This window comes from Streptomyces lushanensis (assembly GCF_001700515.1).
Lineage (GTDB): Bacteria > Actinomycetota > Actinomycetes > Streptomycetales > Streptomycetaceae > Streptomyces > Streptomyces lushanensis.
On the sequence record NZ_MAUD01000208.1, the window covers coordinates 1 to 22,615 of the forward strand.

Annotated in this window: 19 protein-coding genes and 1 pseudogene; 17 read left to right on the plus strand and 3 right to left on the minus strand. The window is 72.0% G+C overall.

The window, feature by feature from the left end; all coding sequences use genetic code 11:
- The 4 genes from BFF77_RS18480 to BFF77_RS18495 all read left to right on the plus strand — a co-directional run.
- On the plus strand, window positions 1-392 hold a 392-nt coding region (locus BFF77_RS18480), incomplete at its 5' end, for an aldehyde dehydrogenase family protein (protein WP_141698459.1).
- Between the two features lie 6 nt (window positions 393-398).
- Window positions 399-1,190 carry a 3-oxoacyl-ACP reductase gene (locus BFF77_RS18485; RefSeq protein ID WP_066950943.1) on the plus strand — a complete coding sequence of 264 codons (792 nt, stop codon included), beginning with the start codon at window positions 399-401 and terminating at the stop codon, window positions 1,188-1,190.
- A gap of 178 nt (window positions 1,191-1,368) precedes the next feature.
- On the plus strand, window positions 1,369-2,277 hold the full coding sequence (locus BFF77_RS18490) for an aminoglycoside phosphotransferase family protein (protein ID WP_066950946.1): 909 nt from the start codon (window positions 1,369-1,371) through the stop codon (window positions 2,275-2,277).
- Between the two features lie 490 nt (window positions 2,278-2,767).
- Window positions 2,768-4,096, plus strand: coding sequence for an aminotransferase (locus BFF77_RS18495; protein WP_066950948.1), 1,329 nt, complete (start codon window positions 2,768-2,770; stop codon window positions 4,094-4,096).
- Window positions 4,097-4,195: 99 nt separating this feature from the next.
- Here the strand turns inward: BFF77_RS18495 and BFF77_RS18500 are convergent, their stop codons facing one another.
- Complete coding sequence (locus tag BFF77_RS18500; RefSeq protein ID WP_066950951.1) at window positions 4,196-5,398, minus strand: amino acid deaminase/aldolase; 1,203 nt, start codon at window positions 5,396-5,398, stop codon at window positions 4,196-4,198.
- A 745-nt stretch (window positions 5,399-6,143) separates the two neighbouring features.
- On the opposite strand from BFF77_RS18500, the gene BFF77_RS18505 reads away from it, so the two are divergent.
- Complete coding sequence (locus tag BFF77_RS18505) at window positions 6,144-6,956, plus strand: hypothetical protein (RefSeq protein ID WP_066950953.1); 813 nt, start codon at window positions 6,144-6,146, stop codon at window positions 6,954-6,956.
- Entirely contained in the window at window positions 6,953-8,212 is a 1,260-nt protein-coding gene (gene mycP / locus BFF77_RS18510; RefSeq protein WP_079125269.1) for a type VII secretion-associated serine protease mycosin, read from the plus strand. Before BFF77_RS18505 ends, mycP begins: the two co-directional genes overlap by 4 nt.
- Here mycP and BFF77_RS18515 read toward each other — a convergent pair.
- The gene (locus BFF77_RS18515; protein ID WP_066950959.1) at window positions 8,178-8,867 is read right to left on the minus strand and encodes a serine hydrolase; all 690 of its coding nucleotides are present in this window, start codon (window positions 8,865-8,867) and stop codon (window positions 8,178-8,180) included. The two genes, mycP and BFF77_RS18515, sit on opposite strands and share 35 nt — an antisense overlap.
- Window positions 8,868-8,955: 88 nt before the next feature.
- On the opposite strand from BFF77_RS18515, the gene BFF77_RS18520 reads away from it, so the two are divergent.
- Window positions 8,956-9,687 (plus strand): SseB family protein, encoded by a 732-nt coding sequence (locus BFF77_RS18520; protein WP_066950963.1) that lies wholly within the window; start codon window positions 8,956-8,958, stop codon window positions 9,685-9,687.
- A 70-nt stretch (window positions 9,688-9,757) separates the two neighbouring features.
- Here BFF77_RS18520 and BFF77_RS18525 read toward each other — a convergent pair whose 3' ends face one another.
- Window positions 9,758-10,120 carry a DUF1844 domain-containing protein gene (locus BFF77_RS18525; protein WP_066950965.1) on the minus strand — a complete coding sequence of 121 codons (363 nt, stop codon included), beginning with the start codon at window positions 10,118-10,120 and terminating at the stop codon, window positions 9,758-9,760.
- A gap of 397 nt (window positions 10,121-10,517) precedes the next feature.
- On the opposite strand from BFF77_RS18525, the gene infC reads away from it, so the two are divergent.
- The 10 genes and pseudogenes from infC (at window position 10,518) to BFF77_RS18575 (ending at window position 22,550) form a co-directional block, all read left to right on the plus strand.
- On the plus strand, window positions 10,518-11,180 hold the full coding sequence (gene infC / locus BFF77_RS18530) for a translation initiation factor IF-3 (RefSeq protein ID WP_079125270.1): 663 nt from the start codon (window positions 10,518-10,520) through the stop codon (window positions 11,178-11,180).
- Window positions 11,181-11,306: 126 nt separating this feature from the next.
- The gene (gene rpmI / locus BFF77_RS18535; RefSeq protein ID WP_046504486.1) at window positions 11,307-11,501 is read left to right on the plus strand and encodes a 50S ribosomal protein L35; all 195 of its coding nucleotides are present in this window, start codon (window positions 11,307-11,309) and stop codon (window positions 11,499-11,501) included.
- Between the two features lie 102 nt (window positions 11,502-11,603).
- Window positions 11,604-11,990: a 50S ribosomal protein L20 gene (gene rplT / locus BFF77_RS18540; RefSeq protein ID WP_066950970.1), complete on the plus strand. Its 387-nt coding sequence runs from the start codon at window positions 11,604-11,606 to the stop codon at window positions 11,988-11,990.
- Window positions 11,991-12,143: 153 nt separating this feature from the next.
- Entirely contained in the window at window positions 12,144-12,983 is an 840-nt protein-coding gene (locus BFF77_RS18545; RefSeq protein WP_066950973.1) for a TrmH family RNA methyltransferase, read from the plus strand.
- 391 nt (window positions 12,984-13,374) lie between these two features.
- Window positions 13,375-14,457 (plus strand): sensor histidine kinase, encoded by a 1,083-nt coding sequence (locus tag BFF77_RS18550; protein ID WP_425424388.1) that lies wholly within the window; start codon window positions 13,375-13,377, stop codon window positions 14,455-14,457.
- Window positions 14,458-14,624: 167 nt separating this feature from the next.
- Window positions 14,625-15,752 carry a phenylalanine--tRNA ligase subunit alpha gene (pheS, locus tag BFF77_RS18555; protein WP_066950977.1) on the plus strand — a complete coding sequence of 376 codons (1,128 nt, stop codon included), beginning with the start codon at window positions 14,625-14,627 and terminating at the stop codon, window positions 15,750-15,752.
- Window positions 15,752-18,280: a phenylalanine--tRNA ligase subunit beta gene (pheT, locus tag BFF77_RS18560; protein ID WP_066950979.1), complete on the plus strand. Its 2,529-nt coding sequence runs from the start codon at window positions 15,752-15,754 to the stop codon at window positions 18,278-18,280. The genes pheS and pheT overlap by 1 nt, the downstream gene beginning before the upstream one ends.
- Window positions 18,281-18,638: 358 nt before the next feature.
- Window positions 18,639-19,673: pseudogene (locus BFF77_RS38200) on the plus strand (PP2C family protein-serine/threonine phosphatase); the annotation flags it as partial.
- A 919-nt stretch (window positions 19,674-20,592) separates the two neighbouring features.
- The gene (locus BFF77_RS18570; RefSeq protein ID WP_066950986.1) at window positions 20,593-21,933 is read left to right on the plus strand and encodes an NsdA family TPR-like regulatory protein; all 1,341 of its coding nucleotides are present in this window, start codon (window positions 20,593-20,595) and stop codon (window positions 21,931-21,933) included.
- Between the two features lie 86 nt (window positions 21,934-22,019).
- Window positions 22,020-22,550: an NUDIX hydrolase gene (locus BFF77_RS18575; protein WP_066950988.1), complete on the plus strand. Its 531-nt coding sequence runs from the start codon at window positions 22,020-22,022 to the stop codon at window positions 22,548-22,550.
- Window positions 22,551-22,615 lie beyond the last annotated feature (65 nt).

The following is a 22,615-nucleotide window of genomic DNA, read 5'->3' on the forward strand; positions in this document are numbered from 1 at the left end:
GCATCCGGGGCAGCGCCCCGGGCGGCCCCGGCTTCTGGTTCCCGCCGACCGTCCTGACCGATGTGGATCCGGACTCCCCGGTCGCGACCGAGGAGGTCTTCGGGCCGGTCGCCGTCGTCCTGCCCTTCGAGGACGAGGCGGACGCCGTCCGGCTGGCCAACGCCACCGACTACGGTCTCGCCGGATCGGTCTGGACCCGCGATCTCGGCCGTGCCCTGCGGGTCTCGCGCGCCGTCGCCGCGGGCAATCTGTCCGTCAACTCCCACAGCAGCGTCCGCTACGGGACCCCGTTCGGCGGCTACAAGCAGTCCGGACTCGGCCGTGAACTGGGCCCCGACGCCCTCGCCGCGTTCACCGAAACCAAGAACGTCTTCATCAGCACGGAGGCCTGAGCCATCATGACCGCCCCCACCAACGACACCGTCTGCCGCCGACTGGTCGGCCGTACCGCCGTGATCACCGGAGCCGGCAGCGGCATCGGTCTGGCCACCGCGCGCCGGCTCGCCTCCGAGGGCGCGCACCTCGTCTGCGGAGACATCGACGAGTCCGCGGGCAAGGCCGCCGCCGACGCCGTCGGCGGGACCTTCGTACGGGTCGACGTGACCCGTGCCGACGAGGTCGACGCGCTGTTCAAGACCGCGTACGACACGTACGGCAGCGTCGACATCGCCTTCAACAACGCCGGTATCTCACCGCCCGAGGACGACTCGATCCTCACCACGGACCTCGACGCGTGGAAGCGCGTCCAGGACGTCAATCTCACCTCCGTCTATCTGTGCTGCAAGGCCGCCATCCCCTACATGCGGCGCCAGAAGAAGGGATCCATCATCAACACGGCGTCCTTCGTGGCACGGATGGGCGCGGCGACCTCGCAGATCTCCTACACCGCGTCCAAGGGCGGAGTGCTCGCGATGTCCCGTGAGCTGGGAGTGCAGTTCGCCCGGGAGGGCATCCGCGTGAACGCGCTCTGCCCGGGGCCGGTCAACACCCCGCTGCTCCAGGAGCTGTTCGCCAAGGACCCGGAGCGGGCCGCGCGCCGGCTGGTGCACATCCCGGTGGGCCGGTTCGCCGAGGCGGACGAGATCGCGGCGGCGGTCGCCTTTCTCGCCAGTGACGACGCGTCGTTCGTGAACGCCACGGACTTCCTGGTCGACGGCGGTATCTCCGGCGCCTACGTCACCCCGCTCTAGGCACTGTCCGGTCGATCTTCGTGAGCCCGGGGCCACGAAGATCGACCGGCCCAGGGCCTGGCGGCGGCGCTCGGGCGGCGACCCCCCTTTGTGGGCACCGTCGTGCCGCGGGCCCGGTGGATATGCCCCGGGCCGCAATTCCGTTGCCTGACGAGGCGGCACCTGTGATCATCGGCGGATGCTTTCGAATGGTCCCGACGGGCGCGCCGGAATCGACGCGGCCCTGGTGAAGCGGCTGATCACCGCGCAGTTCCCGCAGTGGGGGAGTCTGCCGGTCGTCCCGGTGGCGGTGGACGGCTGGGACAACCGCACCTACCGCCTCGGCGACGACATGACGGTCCGTCTGCCCACCGCCGCCGGTTACGCCCCCGCTGTCGACAAGGAGTGTGTCTGGCTGCCCCGGCTGGCCCCCTTCCTGCCGACGGCTGTGCCCACCGTCCTGGCCAAGGGGGTCCCGGGTGAGGGATATCCGTATTCCTGGTCGGTACGCCGCTGGCTGCCCGGCGAGACGTCCTCTCCCGAACGCATCGACGACATGCCCCGGTTCGCCGCCGACGTGGCGCGGTTCCTTCTCGCCCTGCAGAGCTGCGACGCCACCGACGGCCCCCTCGCGGGGGCTCACAGCTTCCACCGCGGTGCGTCCCCCGCCCACTACGACGACGAGACGCACCGGTGTGTCGCCGCGCTGGGCGGCCGTATCGACAAGGGGCGTGCCACCGAGGTCTGGCAGGCGGCACTCGCCGCCGAATGGCGGGGGAAGCCGGTGTGGTTCCACGGCGATGTCGCCGGCAACAACCTCCTCGTCGACGGCGGCCGGCTGTCGGCCGTCATCGACTTCGGCACCTCGGGGGTCGGCGATCCGGCCTGTGACCTCACCCTCGCGTGGACCATGTTCCACGGAGAGAGCCGGGAGGCGTTCCGCCGGGTGGTCGGGCAGGACGACGGTACGTGGGCCAGGGCCAGGGGCTGGGCACTGTGGAAGTCCGCGCTGACGGTGGCCGAGTGCACGGATCCTCAGGACGAACGGGTTCCGATCCATCTCCGTGTGATCGACGCGGTGCTGGCCGACCACGAACGCTTCGCGTAGCCGGGACCGGCCGGGCACCGGCGCCGTCCCCGGCGTCCGACGGAGGGTCCGGACGGCTCCGCGGCCTGCCACGGCCCGCCGGCACCGTCCCACTCCATGCGCCGGCCGCATGAGGTGACCGCTGGTGATCCGTACACGAGATGCCGTAAGGGCTGTCCCTCGGCCCACCGGCCGGTCCGCGGGATGCCGCTGGTCGGACGGTACGGCTGATGATCCGGTTCTCCATCCGACGTACGCCATTCAACCGAGTACACTAAACGGATAAATGCCCCGAGGGTAAACCTCTGGGAACCGACAGAGAATAACGGCCCGGTCGCCCTGTGTGCGGCCGCGGAGCCGGATTCCCGGCCGCTTCCTCTGTGCCGGCTTTTGTGTCGGCGGCACTCGTACGCCCCACAGCAACGCGCCCTCCTTTACCGGCGCAGGACGCCGGACGCATCGCGGAGGCGGACAATTCGCGGATGTACCAGTCCTGTTCTGAGGAGATCTCATGCCCCCACGCGCGGCAACGATGCTCGAACCTCATACACCCCCCGGCCTGGAGACCGAACCGCATGTGATCGTGCGTGGCGAAGGCGTGAAGGTCTGGGACAGCCAGGGGCGTTCCTATCTCGACGGCGTCTCCAGCATGCTGTGCGCGAATCTCGGTTACAGCGAGCCCCGGCTCGTCAAGGCCGCCGCGGACCAGTTGGCCAGGCTGCCCTTCTACGCGTCCTACGGCCATCGCACGACCGATGTCTCACTGGCTCTCGCCGACGACCTCGCCCGGATTTCCCCGATACCCATGGGGCGTACGTTCTTCGCCAACTCGGGGGCCGAGGCGAACGACAGCGCGTTCAAAATCGCCTGGTACTACCACCGCTGCCTGGGCCGCCCGGAGCGGACGAAGATCATCTCTCATGAGAACGGCTACCACGGCACCACCGTCGCGGCCGGATCGGCCACCGGAATGGACCACATACACGAGGGATTCGGCATGCCATTGCCGAATTTTCCGAAGATACCCTGCCCCGATCTCCATTCCCCGCACGCGCGAGGTCTGACGTCCGATCAATTCGTCGACCGGCTTGTCGCGCGACTTGAGGATCTCATCAGCGACGAGGGTGCCGACACCATCGCCGCGTTCATCGGGGAGCCCGTACTCGGCGCCGGAGGAGTCATTTTCCCACCGCACGGCTATTATCAGCGAATACAAGAGGTCCTGGCCCGTCACGACATCCTGTTCATCGCCGATGAGGTCATCACCGGATTCGGCCGCACCGGCTCCATGTTCGCGACGACGGAATTCGATCTCAGTCCCGATATGATCACCCTCGCCAAGGGATTGTCCTCCGCGTACATACCGATCTCCGCGGTCATGCTGCGGGAGCGAGTGGTCGACGTACTCGTCAACGGCTCCGGCGGGGTCGGCGGATTCGGCCATGGCTTCACCTACTCGGGACACCCCGTGGCCGCCGCCGTCGCCCGTGAGAGTCTCGCCATTCTCTTGGAACGGGACATTCCGGAGTATGTGCGGACCATGGCACCGGTGCTGGCGGACAATCTTGACGCCTTCCGGGGCGCGGAGTTGGTACGGGACGTCCGCGGTCACGGTTTCCTCGCCGCCGTCACCTTCGACGCGGCCTCCACCGGCCTGGCGGAAGGCCAACTGGGCACGGCCCTGATGGCCAGGTCCGCGGAGCACGGTCTGCTCATCCGGGCGATCGGTGACACCGTCGCCTTCGCGCCTCCACTGATCAGTTCCGACGCCGAGATCAAAACGATGGTCGACTGTTTCGGTGCCGCGTACCAGGACGTACTCGACGGCATCCGCGCATAAGGCCCGGCGAGGTCCGCGCTCGCCCGGGTCTTCCTGCCGGACCTGCCCGAGTGACCGGACCGGCAACCGGCTCCGGCGCGGCAGCCGCGCGGTCGCGGGTCAGAGGAACGTACGGCCCTCGCCGCGATAGGTCGGTACGGTCGCCACCACGCGGTCGCCCTCCACCAGACACAGGGTGTCGAACCGCTCGCACAGCTCGCCGGCCTTGGCGTGCCGGAACCACACCTTGTCGCCGATCAGCAGATCGTCGGCCGCGGACCCGAGCAGCGGTGTCTGGACCTCACCGGCGCCCTCCTGTCCGTCGTAACGGAGCCCCTCGGGCAGATACGGAACCGGCAGCCGGTCCCGGCCCGCCGCCCCGGACGCCGGATAGCCACCGCCGAGCACGGTCACCACACCGACGCCGGGCCTGCGGACGACGGGCTGGGCGAAGAGCGCGGCCGGACGGCCCGTGAACGATGTGTAGTTGTCAAAGAGCCGTGGAACATAGAGCCCGGAGCCCGCGGCGATCTCCGTCACGGCATCCTCCGCGGCCGTGTGCTGCACACTGCCCGTGCCGCCGCCATTGACGAACTCCAGCTCCGGGGCGACGGTCCGTACGGCGCGCACCACCGCGGCGCGCCGCTCCGTCAGCTCTTTGCGTGCCGCGGACTGCATCAGCCGAACCGCCCGCGAGCGCAACGGCTGTCCTGCCAGGGCGTCCCCGACCCCGGCGATGTGGCCTTCGTAGGCCATGAGCCCGACCAGCCGGAATCCGGGGCGCCGGGCTGCACTCCTGGCCAGCTCGGCCAGTTGGGCCGGCTCGCGCAGCGGGGAACGTCGTGCACCGATCCTCACCCGGCCGCCGAACAGCCGCAAGGACGTGTCCAGTTCCAGACAGATCCGGAACTCCTCCTTCCCGCCGCCGCGCGCCGCGTCGATCAGATCGAGGTGCGCCGGGTCGTCGATCATCACGGTGACGGCGGCGGCGAGCTTGGGATCGGCGGCGAGTTCCGCGAAGGCGGCACGGTCGGCGGACGGATAGGCGAGAAGCACGTCCTCGAATCCGGCGCGCGCCAGCCACAGCGACTCGGCGAGCGTGAACGACATGATCCCCGCGAAGCCCTCGCGCGCCAGAACCCGTTCGAGCAGCGCCCGGCAGCGGACCGACTTGCTGGCCACCCGGATCGGCTTGCCCCCGGCGCGGCGTACGAGATCGTCGGCGTTGGTGTCGAACGCGTCGAGATCGACAAGAGCGAGCGGGGCGTCGAGATGGGCGGTTGCCCGGTCGTACCGGGCCCGGTCGGTGGCGCGCGGAGTCATGGGCCGAGCTTGCCAGACGTGATTACCGCACGGTAGGGGGATGATCTGGGCAGATCACCCCGGGCCTCGGCGCTCGTTCCCGCCGGGCCTGCCCGAGCCCGTAGAGTGACGCACACGCAGCGGCGAACGGGCCCGTCCCGTACGGCGGGACCGGTATGCGCGGGACCGGCGCGCGCGGGTTTCCGGTGCGCGGCGGATGGGTCTGTACGGCGTCACAGGGGGGCGGATGAGCACCGAAGCACGACGCGCTCCCGTACCGCCACGCCCCACGACACCGCCGGCCCAGCCGGGACCGGCCGCCCGGGAGCCGGTTCCGCCCGGCACGCCCGCACCGCCTCCGGAGCCCCCGCGCACGGCCGCTTCGTACACGGCCGCTCCCCACACGAATGTCCCCCACACGAACGCCCCGCGCACGGCCGCCCCCGCGACGGACACCTCGCGTGGGCCGGCCGCGCCGACGGCCTCACGTATCACCGGCGCGCTGCCGCCACCGAGGCAGCCGTCCGGGCCGCCACGGATACCGCCGCCGCCCGTGGTCCCGCCGCAGGCCGCCCCGGCTCCGGCCGCCGGCGCCCCGCGGCCCCGTGGTGAGAGCCGCCCCGGCGCCGAACCTCCTCAGGACGAGATCACCACCCGGCTGCGCGTCGTATCGCCGGCCCCGGCCCCGCCTCCGCCGCCGCGTGTACCGCCCGCGCCATGGAGCAGGCCCCTCGACGGAACCGGGACCGGGGCCGGAACCGGCCTCGTGCCGCCGCCCGAGTCCCCGACGGAGACCACCACCCGGTTGCGGCCCGTCTCCGCCAGGCGCCCGGTCGGCACGGCGGCGGCCGTCACCTGTGTGGTGCTCGGTCTCGGGCTCATCGGAGGCGCCGTCACCGGCAGTTGGCTGACCGGCGACTCGGCAGCCGAACCCGCCGCCCGGGACACGTACACCACCGCGCGCGCCCTCTGGCACAGCGTCCCCGTCGACACGCTCTTTCCCGCCGAGCTCAAGGGCGACGGTGCCGGGCCCGGCGGAGCGGACCGCGCGTGGACCCGGATCGGTGTCGCGCCCGACAGCGGCTGCGCGGGCACCCTCGACCCGCTGCTGCTGGGCACCCTGCGCCCGGTCGGCTGCGCGCGCGTGCTGCGCGCCACGTACGCCGACGCCACCTCCAGCAGCGTCACCACCGTCGGACTCGTCTTCACCGACGCCGAGCCCGCCGGGATGGACGCCCTGAACACGCGGTTCCGCACCGAGCGGCTCACCGAGCGCGCCGATCTGATGCCACTGACCTTCCCCGTCGAGGGCACCGTCGCCGCCGGATTCGGTCCCGCGCAGCGCGCGAGCTGGACGGTGAGCGTCCTCACCGAGGCGCCCGTCGTCGTGTACGCCGTCTCCGGCTTCGCGGACGGACGGACCGTCGCCACGCCCCAGCCCGTCGACAAGGCCACGGCCAAGGGCGCCACGTCCGCGCCCGCGCAGGCCGGGCTCGGCCATGAGGCCAAGGGCGTCGCGGACCGTATCGAACGAGGACTGCGGACGGCTGTGAGCGCGTCCGCGGTGGTGCCCCGATGACACCGACACCGACACCCCGTACGCCGGGCTCCTCGCGTCGGCCCGGCCGCCCCCGTCGGTCCGTCCGCCCCCGCGCGGGTCACCGTCTCGCCGCCGTGGCCGCCGCCGCGTCCTTCCTGCTCCTGGTCCCCACCGCGCCCGCGCACGCCGACGCCATACGGGCCCAGCAGTGGGCCCTGGACGCCCTGCACACCGAGCAGGCCTGGCGCGTGTCCCAGGGCAGCGGTGTCACCGTCGCGGTGCTCGACACCGGCGTCGACGGCACCCATCCCGATCTCGAAGGACAGGTGCTGCCCGGCAAGGATCTCATCGGCTTCGGCGCCACCGACGGCGACCGGTCCTTCGCCCGGCACGGCACCGCCATGGCAGGCATCATCGCGGGGCACGGCCATGGGTACGAACGCTCGGAGGGCGTCCTCGGGATCGCGCCCGAGGCGAAGATCCTCCCCGTGCGCGTGATCCTCGAAGGCACCGATCCCGCCCGCGCCAAGGCCCGTAACTCCAAGGGCGGCGCGCTCGCCGAGGGCATCCGCTGGGCCGCCGACAACGGCGCCGACGTCATCAACCTCTCCCTCGGCGACGACAGCGAGTCGGCCCATCCGGAACCGGGCGAGGACGCCGCAGTCCAGTACGCGCTCGCCAAGGGCGCGGTCGTCGTCGCCTCGGCCGGCAACGGCGGTGAGAAGGGCGACCACATCTCCTATCCCGCGGCCTATCCCGGAGTGATCGCGGTGGCGGCCGTCGACCGCTACGGCACGCACGCCGCGTTCTCCACCAGACGCTGGTACGCCACCGTCAGCGCACCGGGCGTCGACGTGGTGATAGCGGACCCGGACCGCCGCTACTACGAGGGCTGGGGCACCAGCGCCGCCGCCGCGTTCGTCTCCGGCGCCGTCGCGCTCGTACGCTCCGCGCACCCCGATCTCACGCCCGCCCAGATCAAGAAGCTCCTCGCGGACACCGCGCGCGACGCCCCCCAGGGCGGCCGTGACGACGCCCGCGGATACGGCTTCGTCGATCCGGCCGCCGCCATCGAGGCCGGTGCCCAACTGCCGCGCATCGACCTGGAGGGCCGGACCACCGGATACGGCAAGCGGTACTTCGGCAGCGGGCCCGCCGTACCGCGCGTGGAGCCGGAACCGGCCGCCTGGCTCGCGCCGACGGCCGGCGGAATCGGCGCGGTACTGCTGGCCTGCGCGGTGGTGCTCTGGCGCGGCGGTGTCAGACGCCTCGGCGCATACGGCGTACGGCACTGACGGCCGCCGTCTCGACCCGGGCGACGCCCGCGGCCAGGGACGTATGGCCGTCGGAGAGCACGGCGATCAGCCGGCCGTCCGCCCGTCCCACCGAATGGACCACCCACAGACCGCTCGCCGTCCTCGGCAGCCAGCCGTTCTTCAGCGCCCAGTCGCCGCCGGCGGCGGACACACCCCAGTCCTGTCCCGGCACCACCCGCTCCATCAGCCCCGTGATGAACCGCCGCGAACGCGCGTCCAGCACCGGATCGGTCCGCCCGTCCGCGACCGCCCGCGAGCCGGGCCCCGGACCACCGGTACCGAACACCGCCTTCAGCAGCGTGAGCTGATCGCGCGCGGTGGTCCGCGTCAGCCCCCACGCGGGCGCGGCCGAGGTCCGGTCCATACCGAGCCGCGCGTATGCCGCGTCCAGCCCCGCCATCCCGCCGGCCTCCCCGCGCAGCACCGTCGCCGCCTCATTGTCACTGCGCTCGATCATGGCCGCCGCGAGCCGCCGCTCCCCGGCCGTCAGCCATCGCCCGGCGTCCCGCGCCCGCAGCAGCAGCGCCGCCAGGATCGCGAGCTTCACCACGCTGGCACAGGCATAGGTACGGTCCTCGCCGTACGCCGCCTCGCGCCCGTCGGCCATGTCGTACACCGCGACGGAGAGATCCACCGGACGACCGTACGTCCTCTCCCGGTCCGGTCCCCGCACCGCACAGGCCGTCGGATCGGCCGGCGGAGGCAGGGCCTAGGCTCGACCCGTGACGCTCAAGAACATTCCCGACTCCGGTTTCTCCGAGGACGACGGCACCGCCGATCCCGCGCTGACGGCGGCGCTCGCCGCGTGGGCCGTGGACCGGTCGGCCGAACCACGGGTCCTCGGCGCGCTCAAGGGCGCCCGGCTGCTGGTTCCCGTCGTCGCCGTGCTCGGCGAGAGCGAGGAGGACGAACGAGGGCTGCGCCACGAGAAGACCAGCGACATGGCCGTGCCGACCCTGACGGCGGGCGACCGCCGCGCTCTGCCCGCCTTCACCTCCACGGAGGCGCTGGCCCGCTGGGACCCCGGGGCCCGGCCCGTCGCCGTACCGCTGCACCAGGCGCTCCGGGCCGCCGCGCACGAGGGGGCCGACACGGTCGTGCTCGACCTCGCGGGGCCCGTGCCGTACCAGCTCACCGGACCCGCGCTGCTCGCCCTCGCCGAGGGCCGTACGAGCGCCGATCCGCTCGACGATCCCGCCGTGACCGGAGCGGTGCGCTCCGTGGTGGCCGCCGAGCCCGCGGTGCTCCGGGCGTATCTCGGTCCCGGGAGCGCGGACGGCACGCTCGCGCTGGTGCTGGACCCGGCCGCGCGTCCCGCCGAGACGGCCCGGGGGATCGCCGGGTCCCTCGCGGCGGACGAGGTGCTGAGGGCCCGCCTGGTACGCGGACTCGACCTGGCCCTGCTGCCGGCCGAGGCCACGCCACCGGGTGAGCCCCTGTTCGTACGCGGGTGAACCGCCCGCGCGGGGGAGTTCCGTACGCGGACGAACTCCGTACGCGGGCGGGAGGCGTGCGGGCGCGGAATCAGCCGTAGACCGGGCCGGTGTACTTCTCGCCCGGTCCCTGTCCCGGCTCGTCCGGGACGACCGACGCCTCACGGAACGCGAGCTGGAGCGACTTCAGCCCGTCCCGCAGCGGCGCCGCGTGGAACGAGCTGATCTCGGTCGCGCTCGCGTCCATCAGCCCGGCCAGCGCGTGGACGAGCTTGCGCGCCTCGTCCAGGTCCTTGTGCTCCTCGCCGTCCTCGGTCAGACCGAGTTTCACCGCGGCCGCGCTCATCAGGTTCACCGCGACCGTGACGATCACCTCGACGGCGGGAACCTCCGCGATGTCGCGGGTCATGGCGTCGAAGCCGGGGGACTCTTGGGGGGAGGTGGCGTCACTCATGCCCCATACGATAGGCGTACATGAGGCAGGTTCCGCCCGCGGGAGCCGACGGCGGACCGACGGGCGCCGGGAGCCCGTCGGAGTCGCCGGGTTAGCACCAGTCCTGGGGAACTGCTAACCTTGTGTTACGACCGGCCGGACATCCTTATGCCCGGCCCACAAGTGGAGGCTCCGATCTCCCACCTGGCTGCCCCTGGAGGGCGGCGGGTCACCGGTCAGGTGGTGCCCATCGTTCCGTACGGACGATGGAGCCACCCGACGCGCCCCGTGGTACATGCGCGGCGGTGCTCCGGTATTCAGTAGGAGCCCTGCCTGTGTGCCGTCCGGGGCATTTTTCGTGTTCCGCCGCGGTTGGTCCTAGGAAAACAGACGTTACGCGGCTGTCTGCCAGACAGTCGTGTGGTGCTACCGAGGAGGATCCATCAGCGCCGAGCCCCGCATCAACGACCGGATTCGCGTTCCCGAAGTGCGACTTGTCGGTCCCAGTGGCGAGCAGGTGGGCATCGTGCCGCTTGCCAAGGCCCTGGAGCTTGCGCAGGAGTACGACCTGGACCTGGTCGAGGTCGCGGCGAACGCCCGTCCGCCCGTGTGCAAGCTCATGGACTACGGGAAGTTCAAGTACGAGTCGGCCATGAAGGCCCGTGAGGCGCGCAAGAACCAGGCGCACACGGTCATCAAGGAGATGAAGCTCCGGCCCAAGATCGACCCGCACGACTATGACACCAAGAAGGGTCATGTCGTCCGGTTCCTCAAGCAGGGTGACAAGGTCAAGATCACGATCATGTTCCGTGGTCGTGAGCAGTCCCGCCCGGAGCTGGGCTTCCGGCTGCTCCAGCGGCTCGCGTCCGACGTCGAGGAACTCGGCTTCATCGAGTCGAACCCGAAGCAGGACGGCCGGAACATGATCATGGTTCTTGGCCCGCACAAGAAGAAGACCGAGGCCATGGCCGAGGCCCGTGAGGCGCAGGCCGCCCGCAAGGCGGGGCGCCAGGGCGGCGCGTCCGAGGAGTCCGCGGACTCCACCGCGGAGGCTCCGGCCGAGGCATCGTCCGAAGCCTGATCCGAGGGATGCCATCCAGGCGGCCCACGGCTCCGGTCAGGAACCACACACCAGAGATCTGACGCTCCCGCGCGCCGGCTGGCCACAGTCGGCTGGGAGCGCCACTGACGAGGAGAGAACGGCGCTATGCCGAAGAACAAGACGCACAGCGGTGCCAGCAAGCGCTTCAAGATCACCGGCTCCGGCAAGGTGCTGCGCGAGCGGGCCGGCAAGCGCCACCTGCTCGAGCACAAGTCGTCCAAGCTGACGCGTCGCCTCACCGGCAACGCCGAGATGGCCCCGGGCGACGCCAAGAAGATCAAGAAGCTTCTCGGCAAGTGAGGTCGCGGCCCCCGGTGACCGGGGGCGCGGCAACAGGACCGGGACCTATTCGTTTCCGGGCCGTGTGACTCCCACCACGGCCCCGCTACAAGGAGTTAACACGTGGCACGCGTCAAGCGGGCAGTCAACGCCCACAAGAAGCGCCGGGCAATCCTGGAGCAGGCCAGCGGTTACCGCGGCCAGCGTTCGCGCCTGTACCGCAAGGCGAAGGAGCAGGTCACCCACTCCCTCGTCTACAACTACAACGACCGCAAGAAGCGCAAGGGCGACTTCCGGCAGCTCTGGATCCAGCGCATCAACGCCGCCGCCCGCGCCAACGGCATCACGTACAACCGCTTCATCCAGGGTCTGAAGGCCGCCAACGTCGAGGTGGACCGCAAGATCCTCGCCGAGCTGGCCGTCAACGACGCCGGCGCGTTCGCCGCGCTGGTCGAGGTCGCGCAGAAGGCCCTTCCGAGCGATGTCAACGCCCCGAAGGCCGCTGCCTGATCTCCGTCAGGCCGTCTCTCCTTCACGCCGGACCCGCAGGCACCGCGCCTGCGGGTCCGATGCGTTCCCGGGCCGCGGTCCGCGAGCCGCCCGCACAGCCCCACCCGTACGCGTAAGAACACGATCCACCCCACGAGAAGCGAGCCGCCGCCCATGGGCACCCCCGAGCTGATCTCCCCGCGCTCCCCGCGCGTCACGGCCGCCAGGAGGCTCGCCAAGCGTGCCTTCCGCGGCAAGGAACGCCGGTTCATCGCCGAGGGACCGCAGGCCGTACGGGAAGCCGTCGCCCACCGGGGAGAGGACGGCGAGCCCACGCTGACCGAGCTGTTCACCACCGTGGAGGCCGCCGAGCGGTACGCCGACATCGTGGACACGGCACGGGCCACCGGGGCCCGGGTCCACCACGCGGCCGACACGGTGCTCGCGGATGTCTCCCAGACCGTGACTCCGCAGGGGCTGCTGGGCGTCTGCCGCTTCCTCGACTCGCCCTTCGAGTCCGTCCTGCGGGCCCGGCCCCGGCTCGTCGCCGTACTCGCCCATGTCCGCGACCCCGGGAACGCCGGTACGGTGCTGCGCTGCGCGGACGCGGCGGGCGCCGACGCCGTCGTCCTCACCGACGCCTCCGTCGACCTCTACAACCCGAAGTCGGTCCGCGCCTCGGCCGGCTCGCTCTTCCATCTGCCGGTCGTCGTCGGAATCCCGGTGGAACAGGCGGTCCGGGAGCTCCAGGACGAGGGCGTCCGCATCCTCGCCGCCGACGGCGCGGGCGACCGGGACCTCGACGACGAGCTGGACGCGGACACCATGGGCGGGCCCACGGCCTGGATCTTCGGCAATGAGGCATGGGGGCTGCCGGAGGAGACCCGTGCCCTCGCGGACGCGGTGGTGCGGGTGCCGATCCACGGAAAGGCGGAGAGTCTGAACCTGGCGACCGCCGCAGCCGTATGTCTGTATGCGTCAGCACGCGCCCAACGAGTTCTTCGTGCGTGCTGAGGGGGTCCGCTCCGTCACATTGAGCTAGTAATGTTGCGGCTTCGGGGCCCACTGAGCTACGCGGAAGAGGTGGGATGCGGGCATGACTGTCGGGGCGAGCGGACCCGCCGCGGTCCAGGGACCTTTACCGCGCGCGGCCTCCGGTGCCGCCCCCGATCCGGCACCGGACCACGACGGCGACGCGATGCCGGTGCCCGCCCCTGACGGCCCCGGGCCGGCCCCCGACGGCGCCCCGGTGACCGGGCCCGAGGACGCCCCGGAGTCCGGCCCCGACTCCGTGTCCGGCCCCGGCTCCGTGCCCGTGTCCGGCGGCGACTCCGTCTCCGGCGGAGAGTCCGGGCCCGAGTCCGACCCCGTGCCCGACTCCGGTGGCGACGGGGCGCTCGCGTGTGTGATCGGCTCCGGTGGCGGGGGTGACGCGCTGGAGGTCGATCCCGACGAACTTCCCGACGGTCTGGTCGTCGCCGACGAGAGCGGGCGCGTCGTCTGCTTCAACGCCGCCGCCGCCCGTATCACCGCCGTACCGCTCTCCGAGGCCCTCGGCCGGCCGCTGGACCTCGCGCTGCCGCTGGAGGATCTCAAGGGCCGCCGCTGGTGGGCGCTGACCGATCCGTACGGCGGGCTCGCCACCCGGGTCGGCCAGCCCGAGCGCAATCTGCTGCTGCCCGGCGGCCGTGAGGTGCTGGTCTCGGCCCGCTACGTGCGCGCGTACCCGACCGGGCCCGTGCGCAGGCTCGTCGTCTCCCTGCGCGGTACGGAGGCACGGCGGCGCACCGAGCGCAGCCACGCCGAGCTGATCGCCACCGTCGCCCATGAGCTGCGCTCGCCGCTCACCTCGGTGAAGGGATTCACGGCGACCCTGCTCGCCAAGTGGGAACGGTTCACCGACGACCAGAAGCGGCTGATGCTGGAGACGGTCGACGCGGACGCCAACCGTGTCACCCGGCTGATCGCGGAGCTGCTCGACATCTCCCGGATCGACTCCGGCCGGCTGGAGGTGCGCCGCCAGCCGGTCGACATCGGCGCGGCCGTCGGACGGCATGTCCAGGCGCACACCGCCGCCGGGCAGTCGCCGGACCGTTTTCTCGTCCGGATCGAGCAGCCGCTGCCCGGTCTGTGGGCCGACCCGGACAAGATCGACCAGATCCTCGGCAATCTCCTGGAAAACGCGGTGCGCCACGGCGAGGGAACCGTCACCATCGAGGTGGCCGCCGCCCTGCTCCAGCGCGAGGCGAAGACAGAGAAGGGAACGTCCGTCACCGTGTGCGACGAGGGCCCCGGCATCCCCGAGGAGTCGATGGGCCGCGTCTTCACCCGCTTCTGGCGCGGGAGCAAGCGCGGCGGCACGGGCCTGGGGCTGTATATCGTCAAGGGCATCGTCGAGGCGCACGGCGGGACGATCACCGTCGGTCGCGGACCCGGCGGCGGTGCCCAGTTCCGATTCATCCTGCCCGTCGGCGCCCCCGTCTACTGAAATAGGATCTGCCGCGAAGCGTCGGGCAGGACGAGGACGGGCGGCGGACGGACGGCCCGCGGGCTTCTTCACCTTCGTACGGCCCTTAGACTCGACCTTTGGCAACCTTCGTGCCCTCAGTGATCGAGCAGGGTCGTTTCGCCAGCCAACCGGAAGTACGGGAAGAGATGTCGGCACCCAACAAGTCGTACGACCCAGTCGAGGTCGAGGCACTGAAACCGGAACAGATCGAGCGCATCCGGGACGAGGCGCTGGCCGCCTTCGCCGCCGCCGGTGACCTCGACGCGCTCGCCCACGCCAAGACCGCGCACACCTCGGGCACCTCGCCGCTCGCGCTGGCCAACCGGGAGATCGGCGCGCTGCCGCCGCAGGCCAAGGCCGAGGCGGGCAAGCGCGTGGGCCAGGCCCGCGCGGCCGTCGGCAGGGCCCTCGCGGTCCGGCAGACCGAGCTGGAGGCGGAGCGTGACGCCCGGGTACTGGTCGAGGAGGCGGTGGATGTCACACTGCCGTACGACCGTGTCCCGGCCGGCGCCCGCCATCCGCTGACCACGTTCATGGAGCGGGTCGCGGATGTCTTCGTGGCGATGGGCTACGAGGTCGCGGAGGGACCCGAGGCCGAGGCGGAGTGGTTCAACTTCGACGCGCTCAACTTCGTCCCCGACCACCCCGCGCGCCAGATGCAGGACACGTTCTTCGTCCAGGGGCCGGAAGGCACCGCGGGCGACGAGTCCGGTGTGGTGCTCCGTACCCACACCTCGCCGGTCCAGGCCCGCGCCCTGCTCGACCGGGAGCCTCCCGTGTACGTCGTCTGCCCCGGGCGGGTCTACCGCACCGACGAGCTGGACGCCACGCACACCCCGGTCTTCCACCAGATCGAGCTGCTCGCCGTCGACGAGGGCCTGACCATGGCCGATCTCAAGGGCACCCTCGACCACATGGTCCAGGCGCTCTTCGGCCCGGACATGAAGACCCGGCTCCGCCCGAACTACTTCCCCTTCACCGAGCCGTCCGCCGAGATGGACATGGTCTGCTACGTGTGCCGCGGCGCCTCGGTCGGCAACCCCGACCGGCCCTGCCGCACCTGTGGCAGCGAGGGCTGGATCGAGCTGGGCGGCTGCGGCATGGTCAATCCGAAGGTGCTCGTCGCCTGTGGTGTCGACCCCGCGAAGTACAGCGGATTCGCCTTCGGGTTCGGCATCGAACGGATGCTGATGTTCCGCCACAACGTCGAAGACATGCGAGACATGGTCGAGGGTGACGTCCGGTTCACCCGGCCGTTCGGGATGGAGATCTGATGCGCGTCCCGCTTTCCTGGCTGCGGGAGTACGTCGACCTGCCGGCGACGGAGACCGGCCGCGACGTGCAGGCCAAGCTTGTCTCCGCGGGCCTGGAGGTCGAGACCGTCGAGCAGCTCGGCGCCGGTCTCAAGGGCCCCCTCGTCGTGGGCAAGGTCCTCACCATCGAGGAGCTGGAGGGCTTCAAGAAGCCCATCCGCTTCTGCACCGTCGACGTCGGCACGGCCAACGGCACCGGCGAGCCGCAGGAGATCGTCTGCGGCGCGCGGAACTTCTCCGTGGGCGACAAGGTCGTCGTGGTGCTGCCCGGCGCCGTCCTGCCGGGCGACTTCGCGATCGCCGCGCGCAAGACGTACGGCAAGACCTCGCACGGCATGATCTGCTCCGGCGACGAGCTGGGCATGGGCGACGACGGCTCCGGCGGCATCATCGTCCTGCCCGACGAGCACGAGGTCGGCACCGACGCCGTCGCGCTGCTGGAGCTGGTGGACGAGGTCCTCGACATCGCCGTCACGCCCGACCGCGGCTACTGCCTGTCGATGCGCGGAGTCGCCCGCGAGACCGCCATCGCCTACGGCCTGACGCTGCGCGACCCGGCGCTGCTCGACGTACCGGCGCCGAACTCCTTCGGCCACCCGGTGACGGTCTCCGACCCGGGCGGCTGCGACCGCTTCACCGCCCGTACGGTCACCGGCCTGGACCCCGAGGCCCGCAGCCCGCTCTGGCTGAGCCGCCGGCTCCAGAAGGCCGGTATGCGGCCGATCTCGCTCGCGGTCGACATCACCAACTACGTGATGCTGGAGCTGGGCCAGCCGCTGCACGCCTACGACCGGTCCCGGCTGGAGGGAGCGATCGGCGTCCGACGCGCCCTGCCCGGGGAGAGGATCACCACCCTCGACGGCACCCGGCGGATCCTGGACCCGCAGGACCTCGTCATCACCGACGACCGCGGGCCCATCGGCATCGCGGGGGTGATGGGCGGCGCGAACACCGAGATCGCCGATCTCACCGCCCATCCCGAGACGGGCGAGGCGCAGGGCACCACCGAGGTGGTCATCGAGGCCGCGCACTTCGACGCGATCTCCATCGCCCGTACCGCGCGCCGTCACAAGCTCGCCTCGGAGGCGTCCAAGCGCTTCGAGCGCGGTGTCGACCCGGAGGCCGCGTCCGCCGCCGCTCAGCGCACCGTCGATCTGCTGGTGCTGCTCGCCGGCGGCTCCGCCGGGGCCGGTGTCACCGAGATCGTCGCGCCCTCCGCGCCGCACACCGTCGCGATGCCCGCCGACCACCCCGACCGGGTCGCCGGAGTCGCCTACGGGCGGGAGACCGTCGTACGACGGCTCCAGGAGATCGGCTGCGACGTCCACGGGCAGGACGAACTCGTCGTCGCCGTCCCGTCCTGGCGGCCCGACCTCGGCGAGCCCAACGACCTCGCCGAGGAGGTCATCCGGCTGGAGGGATACGAGAACCTCCCCTCGACGCTGCCCACCCCGCCGTCCGGGCACGGGCTCACCGAGCGCCAGCGGCTGCACCGCCGGGTCGGCCGGGCCCTCGCGGGCGCCGGATACGTCGAGGCGCTGAACTACCCGTTCATCGGTGACGCGGTCCTCGACGCCCTCGGGCTGCCCGCCGACGACGCCCGCCGCCGTACGGTCGAGCTCGTCAACCCGCTCTCCGACGAGGAGCCGGCGCTGCGTACGACGCTGCTGCCCGGGCTGCTCGCGGCGCTGCGCCGCAACGACGGCCGGGGCTCGCACGATCTGGCGCTCTTCGAGACGGGCCTGGTCTTCCGGCCCACCGGCGAGGAGACCGTACCGGTGCGGCTGCCCGTGGACCGGCGCCCGACCGCCGGGGAACTGGCCGGGCTCGACGCCGCGCTGCCCGGCCAGCCGCGCCGTGCCGCGGTCGTCCTGGCCGGAGCGCGCGAACAGGCCGGCTGGTGGGGCGCGGGCCGTCCGGCCGACTGGGCGGACGCCGTCGAGGCGGCCCGTACCGTCGCCCGGGAGGCCGGCGTCGAGCTGACCGTCCACGCCGATCAGCACGAGCCGTGGCACCCCGGCCGCTGCGCGGCGCTGTTCGCCGCCGTGGACGGCGCGCCGACGCTCGTCGGGCACGCCGGGGAACTGCACCCGAGGGCGGTCAAGGCGCTCGGCGTCCCGGAGCGCACCTGCGCCATGGAGATCGATCTCGATCTGCTGGAGCGCGCGGGCACCGGTGCGCTCCAGGCGCCCCGGATCTCGGCCTACCCGGTCGCCACCCAGGACGTGGCGCTGGTCGTCGCCCAGGACGTGCCCGCCTCCGAGGTGGAGCACGCGCTGCGCGAGGGCGCGGGGGAGCTTCTGGAGTCCCTGCGGCTGTTCGACGTCTTCACCGGCGAACAGATCGGATCCGGCCGGAAGTCGCTCGCGTACGCCCTGCGTTTCCGCGCGCCGGACCGCACCCTGACCGTCGAGGAGGCCACCGCGGCCCGCGAGGCGGCCGTCGCGCTGGCCGCCGAGCGCACCGGAGCGATTCTTCGCGGCGCGTAATCGCCAACGCGTAACACCTGGTCATACGCCGTCGTTGGACAGACGGCCGTCCCCTGAGGGGCGCCTCCGGACCTCCGGAAGCGCCCCTCACTCATTCGGGTGAGAAGTCCGGGGCGGGTTCGCCAACGCACATGCGTGATCGACACAATCGATCCGGCCACTACGGTCGACGTACGCCCATCGGCTTAGCGGCCGGGCGGCCGAAGGGGGCCGACGGATGAATCGGACCAGGGCAGATGAGGACGCGTCCGAGGACGCACCGGCCCCCTGGGGTGTCGTCGAGTGCGCGATTCCGGGCGGTGTGCTCGCCCTGGTGATCACCTGGGAGCTGACCTGCCCTCCCAACACGCACGACCACCTGATCCCGCGCATCGTGACCTGTGTGGCCTTTCTGCTGGTCGTGGCGTATCTGCTCAACCGGGTGCGGCGGCGCGGGCTGAAGGTGCTGAGCGAGGTGCGCGCCGTGGCGCGCGCCACGCAGGCGGTGCTGCTCCGGCCGCTGCCCGCACGCCTCGACGGGCTGGCGTTCTACGCGCGACAGCTCTCGGCGTCCCGGGGCGCCGATGTCGGCGGTGATCTGTACGAGGCGGTGGACACCGCGTACGGCGTCCGCGTGATCATCGGGGATGTACGCGGCCATGGACTGCCCGCCATCGGCGCCGTGGCGGCGGTGCTGGGCAGCTTCCGGGAGGCCGCCCACGACGAGCCGGGACTCGACGGTGTGCTGCGAAGACTCGACCGGGCGCTCCAGCGCCATCTCAGGGAGCAGTCGGGACAGCGGGCCGCCGGGGCGGAGGGCCGTGGACCCGACGCCTCCGGATCCGGCGGTCGCGGACCGGGCGGCGGCGGATCCGGTGGCCGGGGAGCCGGTGGCGGCGGGTCCGGGGCCCGGGAATCCTGGGCTCGGGAGTCGCGGGCCCACGAGGATCCGGATCCGGACGGGCTGTCGGCGGAGGAGTTCGTCACCGTCCTGCTGCTGGAGATCGGGCACGACGCGGAGGTACGGGCCCTCAACTGCGGCCATCCCTGGCCCTACCGGCTCGGCCGGGGCGCCGCGCCCCTCGCGAGCGCCGAGCCGCTGCCGCCGCTCGGCCCGTTCCCGCTGCCCGCCGACCTTCCGCCGCAACGGTGCGCGCCGCTGCTGCCCGGTGAGTCGCTCTTCCTGCACACCGACGGCGCGCAGGACGCGCGGGACTCGGCAGGACGGTTCTTCGGTCTGGAGGCGGCGCTGACCGAGGCCGCGGAAGGAGTCTGCGGTGTACCGCTGTCGCCCACCGAAGTGGTGCGCCAGGTGCATCGGGCACTGCTGCGGCACACCGGCGGCCGTGTCACCGACGACATGGCGCTGCTCGTCGTACGCAACGACCGCACGTCCGTGGCGCCGTCCGTGCCGGCGCCCGCGCCCGCGCCGGTGCGGGATCAGGAGCCGGATCGCGGGGGCGGCCAGGAGTTACGGCCGCCGGACGGCACACCGCCGGACGACCGGGCGTCGGGTGACCGTACGTCGGACGACCGGCCGCCGGGGGACCGTGCGCCGGGTGGCCCGGGGGACCGGCCGTCGGGGGACCCTTCCGTACCGGCTCCACCGGCCGACCGGCCACCGGACAGTCAGCTCCCGGGTGTCCACCTCTTGGGCGGTTCCCCGCGGCCGGTCGAGCAGCCGCCGGAGATGTTTCCACCGGATGTGCGCGCGCCGGAGCAGCGTCTGCCGGATCCGCACACACCGGAGCAACGCCCACGCCCCCGGCCGGGAATGACCGCGACCGGGGTACGCACGACATCCTTCCGTCGGTAGTGGGCGACATGGCTGACGCGGCCGGCGCCGCCTGCCCCGCCGCGGAGTGTCGGGCAGGTCGGCAGGGCGGACGGCGCGGCGGGCCACCGCACAGGACGAGGGGGAGTCGGTGGCCCGGCCGCCTCTTGGTGAGGCGATTCAGTCAATCGGCCCCGGGCGTCCGGCGGCAGAGCGCGCGCGGTGCGGATATGGGCGTTACGTTCACACCCCGTGCGATTCGCACCGGCGGGCGGCGTCGAAGCGGCGCCTTCCGTCCGGAGGGCGGGGCCCGCGGCGTCCGGTGGAGCGGGTGTCTTTCCTGCCGTTCGGGCCACGGGGGAGCGTCGCGAGGCGGAGGATCGTGCTCGTACCGGACATCCTCGGACGACCTCGGCGACGCGGTGAGGTGCCGCGCAGGGCGTGCCGGGCATGCCGGGCTCTCCAGGCCACCGACCGGACACGCCCTGGGCCGGGTCCCTCGGGGAGAGGGTCCCGGCGGTACGGAAGATCCCCAGCGGCCGAACCACCGGAGGGACATGTGCAGCCCAACACCCTGCTGGACTCCCTGCTCGACGAGGCGGGCATCTCCCACGCCGGACTCGCGGCCCGGGTCAACGAGGCGGGCCGGCTGAGAGGTCTCGCCCTGCGGTACGAACACACGGCCGTGGCCCGGTGGTTGAAGGGCCAGCGGCCACGCGGCCAGGTGCCCGACCTGATCTGCGGCGTGCTGGGCGACCGGCTGCGCCGTTCGCTCACGCTGGACGACATCGGGCTCGGCGTGCTGGGCGGGTCGCCCGGGCCGGGCGACACCCCGCTCTCCGGCTTCGTGGAGCGGGCCACCGCGCTCTGGCGTTCCGACGAGCAGCGCCGGCCGCACATGGTGGACGCCCCCGCCGTCACCGGCACGCCCGCAGTGATCCCCGTCTGGGAGTGGGAGAACCCGCCGGAGGACGCCGATGTCTCGCGCAGCGGCCGTACGACGGTCGGTCCCGCCGACATCGAGTTGCTGCGCTCGGCCAGGGAGCACTACGAGCTGATGTACCGCAGGGCGGGCGGAGTCGCCACCCGGGCCCGGATCGTCCGCTTCCTGAACTCCGCGACCGCTCCGCTGCTGCGCGGCGCGTACGGCGACTCGCTGGGCCGTCAACTCCACCGTGCCACGGGCGCACTGGTCGCGGTGGCCGGTATCTGCGCGTACGACTCCGACGCCCATGGACTCGCCCAGCGCTACTTCCACCAGGCGCTGCGGCTGGCCAAGGCCAGCGGTGACCGAGGGCTCGGTGCCTATGTGATCGCGCTGCTGGTCAACCAGTCGCTGCACATGGGGGAGTACCGCCAGGCCATCGCCTTCGCCGAGGCCGCGCTGCGGACGGCGGGCTGTCGGATCACTCCCGCGCTCGCCGCGGATCTCCACGCGATGCAGGCCAAGTCGTACGCCCGTCTCGGCGACGGCAGCGGTGCGCTGGGCTGCATCGGACGCGCCGAGACGGAGGCGGAACGCATCAGACCCGGGCATGAGCCGGAGGAGACCGGATACGTCCAGCCGGGCCTGGTGAACGTACAGGTGGCGGAGGCGCTGCTCAGTCTCGGAGATCTGGCCGCCGCGCGGGCGCACGCGGCGGCGGCCGTGGACACCCCGGCGCACGATCGGGGCAGGGTGCACCGGCTCGCCATGCTCAGCCACATCGAGCTGCGGCAGGGCGAGGCGGACCGGGCCGCCGGAACGGCCCGGGAAATGGCCGAGCGGGCGCGGGGCATGGAGTCCCAGCGGCTGCGTGACCGGCTGCGCGCCGTACGTGCGCAGTTGGTGGCCAGTGGATCCACCGACGCGGAAGCGACGGCCGAACTGATCGAGGGAGCGCTCCGCGTTCCCCTGTGAGTCCCTCTGTGAGCCCCCTCTGAGCCACCGTGAACAAGAGCCGCTGCTGCGATATTGCCATCAACTTGTCGAAAGGTGGCAGAACCATGCAGTGGACGAAACTTAGTGAACAAACTGTCTATGAGAACCGCTGGTTCCAGGTCAATCTGGCCGACGTCAAGCTCCCCGACGGCCGTCGTCTCGACCACTTCCTGATCCGGCTGCGCCCGGTCGCCGTGGCGACCGCGGTGAACTCCGCCAATGAGGTGCTGATGCTCTGGCGGCACCGTTTCATCACCGACAGCTGGGGCTGGGAGCTGGCCGCGGGGGTCGTCGAGGACGGTGAGTCCGTCGAGGCCGCGGCGGCCAGGGAGATGGAGGAGGAGACCGGATGGCGTCCCGGACCGCTGCGCCATCTCCTCACGGTCGAGCCGTCCAACGGCCTGACCGATGCCAGGCACCATCTCTACTGGGCGGAGGAGGCCACATACATCGGCCATCCCGAGGACGACTTCGAGTCCTCGCGCCGTGAGTGGATCCCGCTCAAGCTGGTGCCGGACATGATCGCGCGCGGTGAGATCCCGGCCGCCGGTATGACGGCCGGGCTGCTGATGCTCCATCACATACGGCTGGGCTGACCGCTGTCGCCGTGCCTCGCGTACTCCTGATCCGCCCGGCCGGTTCCGCTTCCGGCGATCAGGAG

Bases quoted from the DNA above. Each gene is read 5' to 3' on its own strand.
- BFF77_RS18485 (WP_066950943.1), top strand. From the start codon at position 399: ATGACCGCCCCCACCAACGACACCGTCTGCCGCCGACTGGTCGGCCGT.
- BFF77_RS18490 (WP_066950946.1), top strand. From the start codon at position 1,369: ATGCTTTCGAATGGTCCCGACGGGCGCGCCGGAATCGACGCGGCCCTG.
- BFF77_RS18495 (WP_066950948.1), top strand. From the start codon at position 2,768: ATGCCCCCACGCGCGGCAACGATGCTCGAACCTCATACACCCCCCGGC.
- BFF77_RS18500 (WP_066950951.1), bottom strand. From the start codon at position 5,398: ATGACTCCGCGCGCCACCGACCGGGCCCGGTACGACCGGGCAACCGCC.
- mycP (WP_079125269.1), top strand. From the start codon at position 6,953: ATGACACCGACACCGACACCCCGTACGCCGGGCTCCTCGCGTCGGCCC.
- BFF77_RS18525 (WP_066950965.1), bottom strand. From the start codon at position 10,120: ATGAGTGACGCCACCTCCCCCCAAGAGTCCCCCGGCTTCGACGCCATG.
- rpmI (WP_046504486.1), top strand. From the start codon at position 11,307: ATGCCGAAGAACAAGACGCACAGCGGTGCCAGCAAGCGCTTCAAGATC.
- BFF77_RS18545 (WP_066950973.1), top strand. From the start codon at position 12,144: ATGGGCACCCCCGAGCTGATCTCCCCGCGCTCCCCGCGCGTCACGGCC.
- pheS (WP_066950977.1), top strand. From the start codon at position 14,625: ATGTCGGCACCCAACAAGTCGTACGACCCAGTCGAGGTCGAGGCACTG.
- pheT (WP_066950979.1), top strand. From the start codon at position 15,752: ATGCGCGTCCCGCTTTCCTGGCTGCGGGAGTACGTCGACCTGCCGGCG.
- BFF77_RS18575 (WP_066950988.1), top strand. From the start codon at position 22,020: ATGCAGTGGACGAAACTTAGTGAACAAACTGTCTATGAGAACCGCTGG.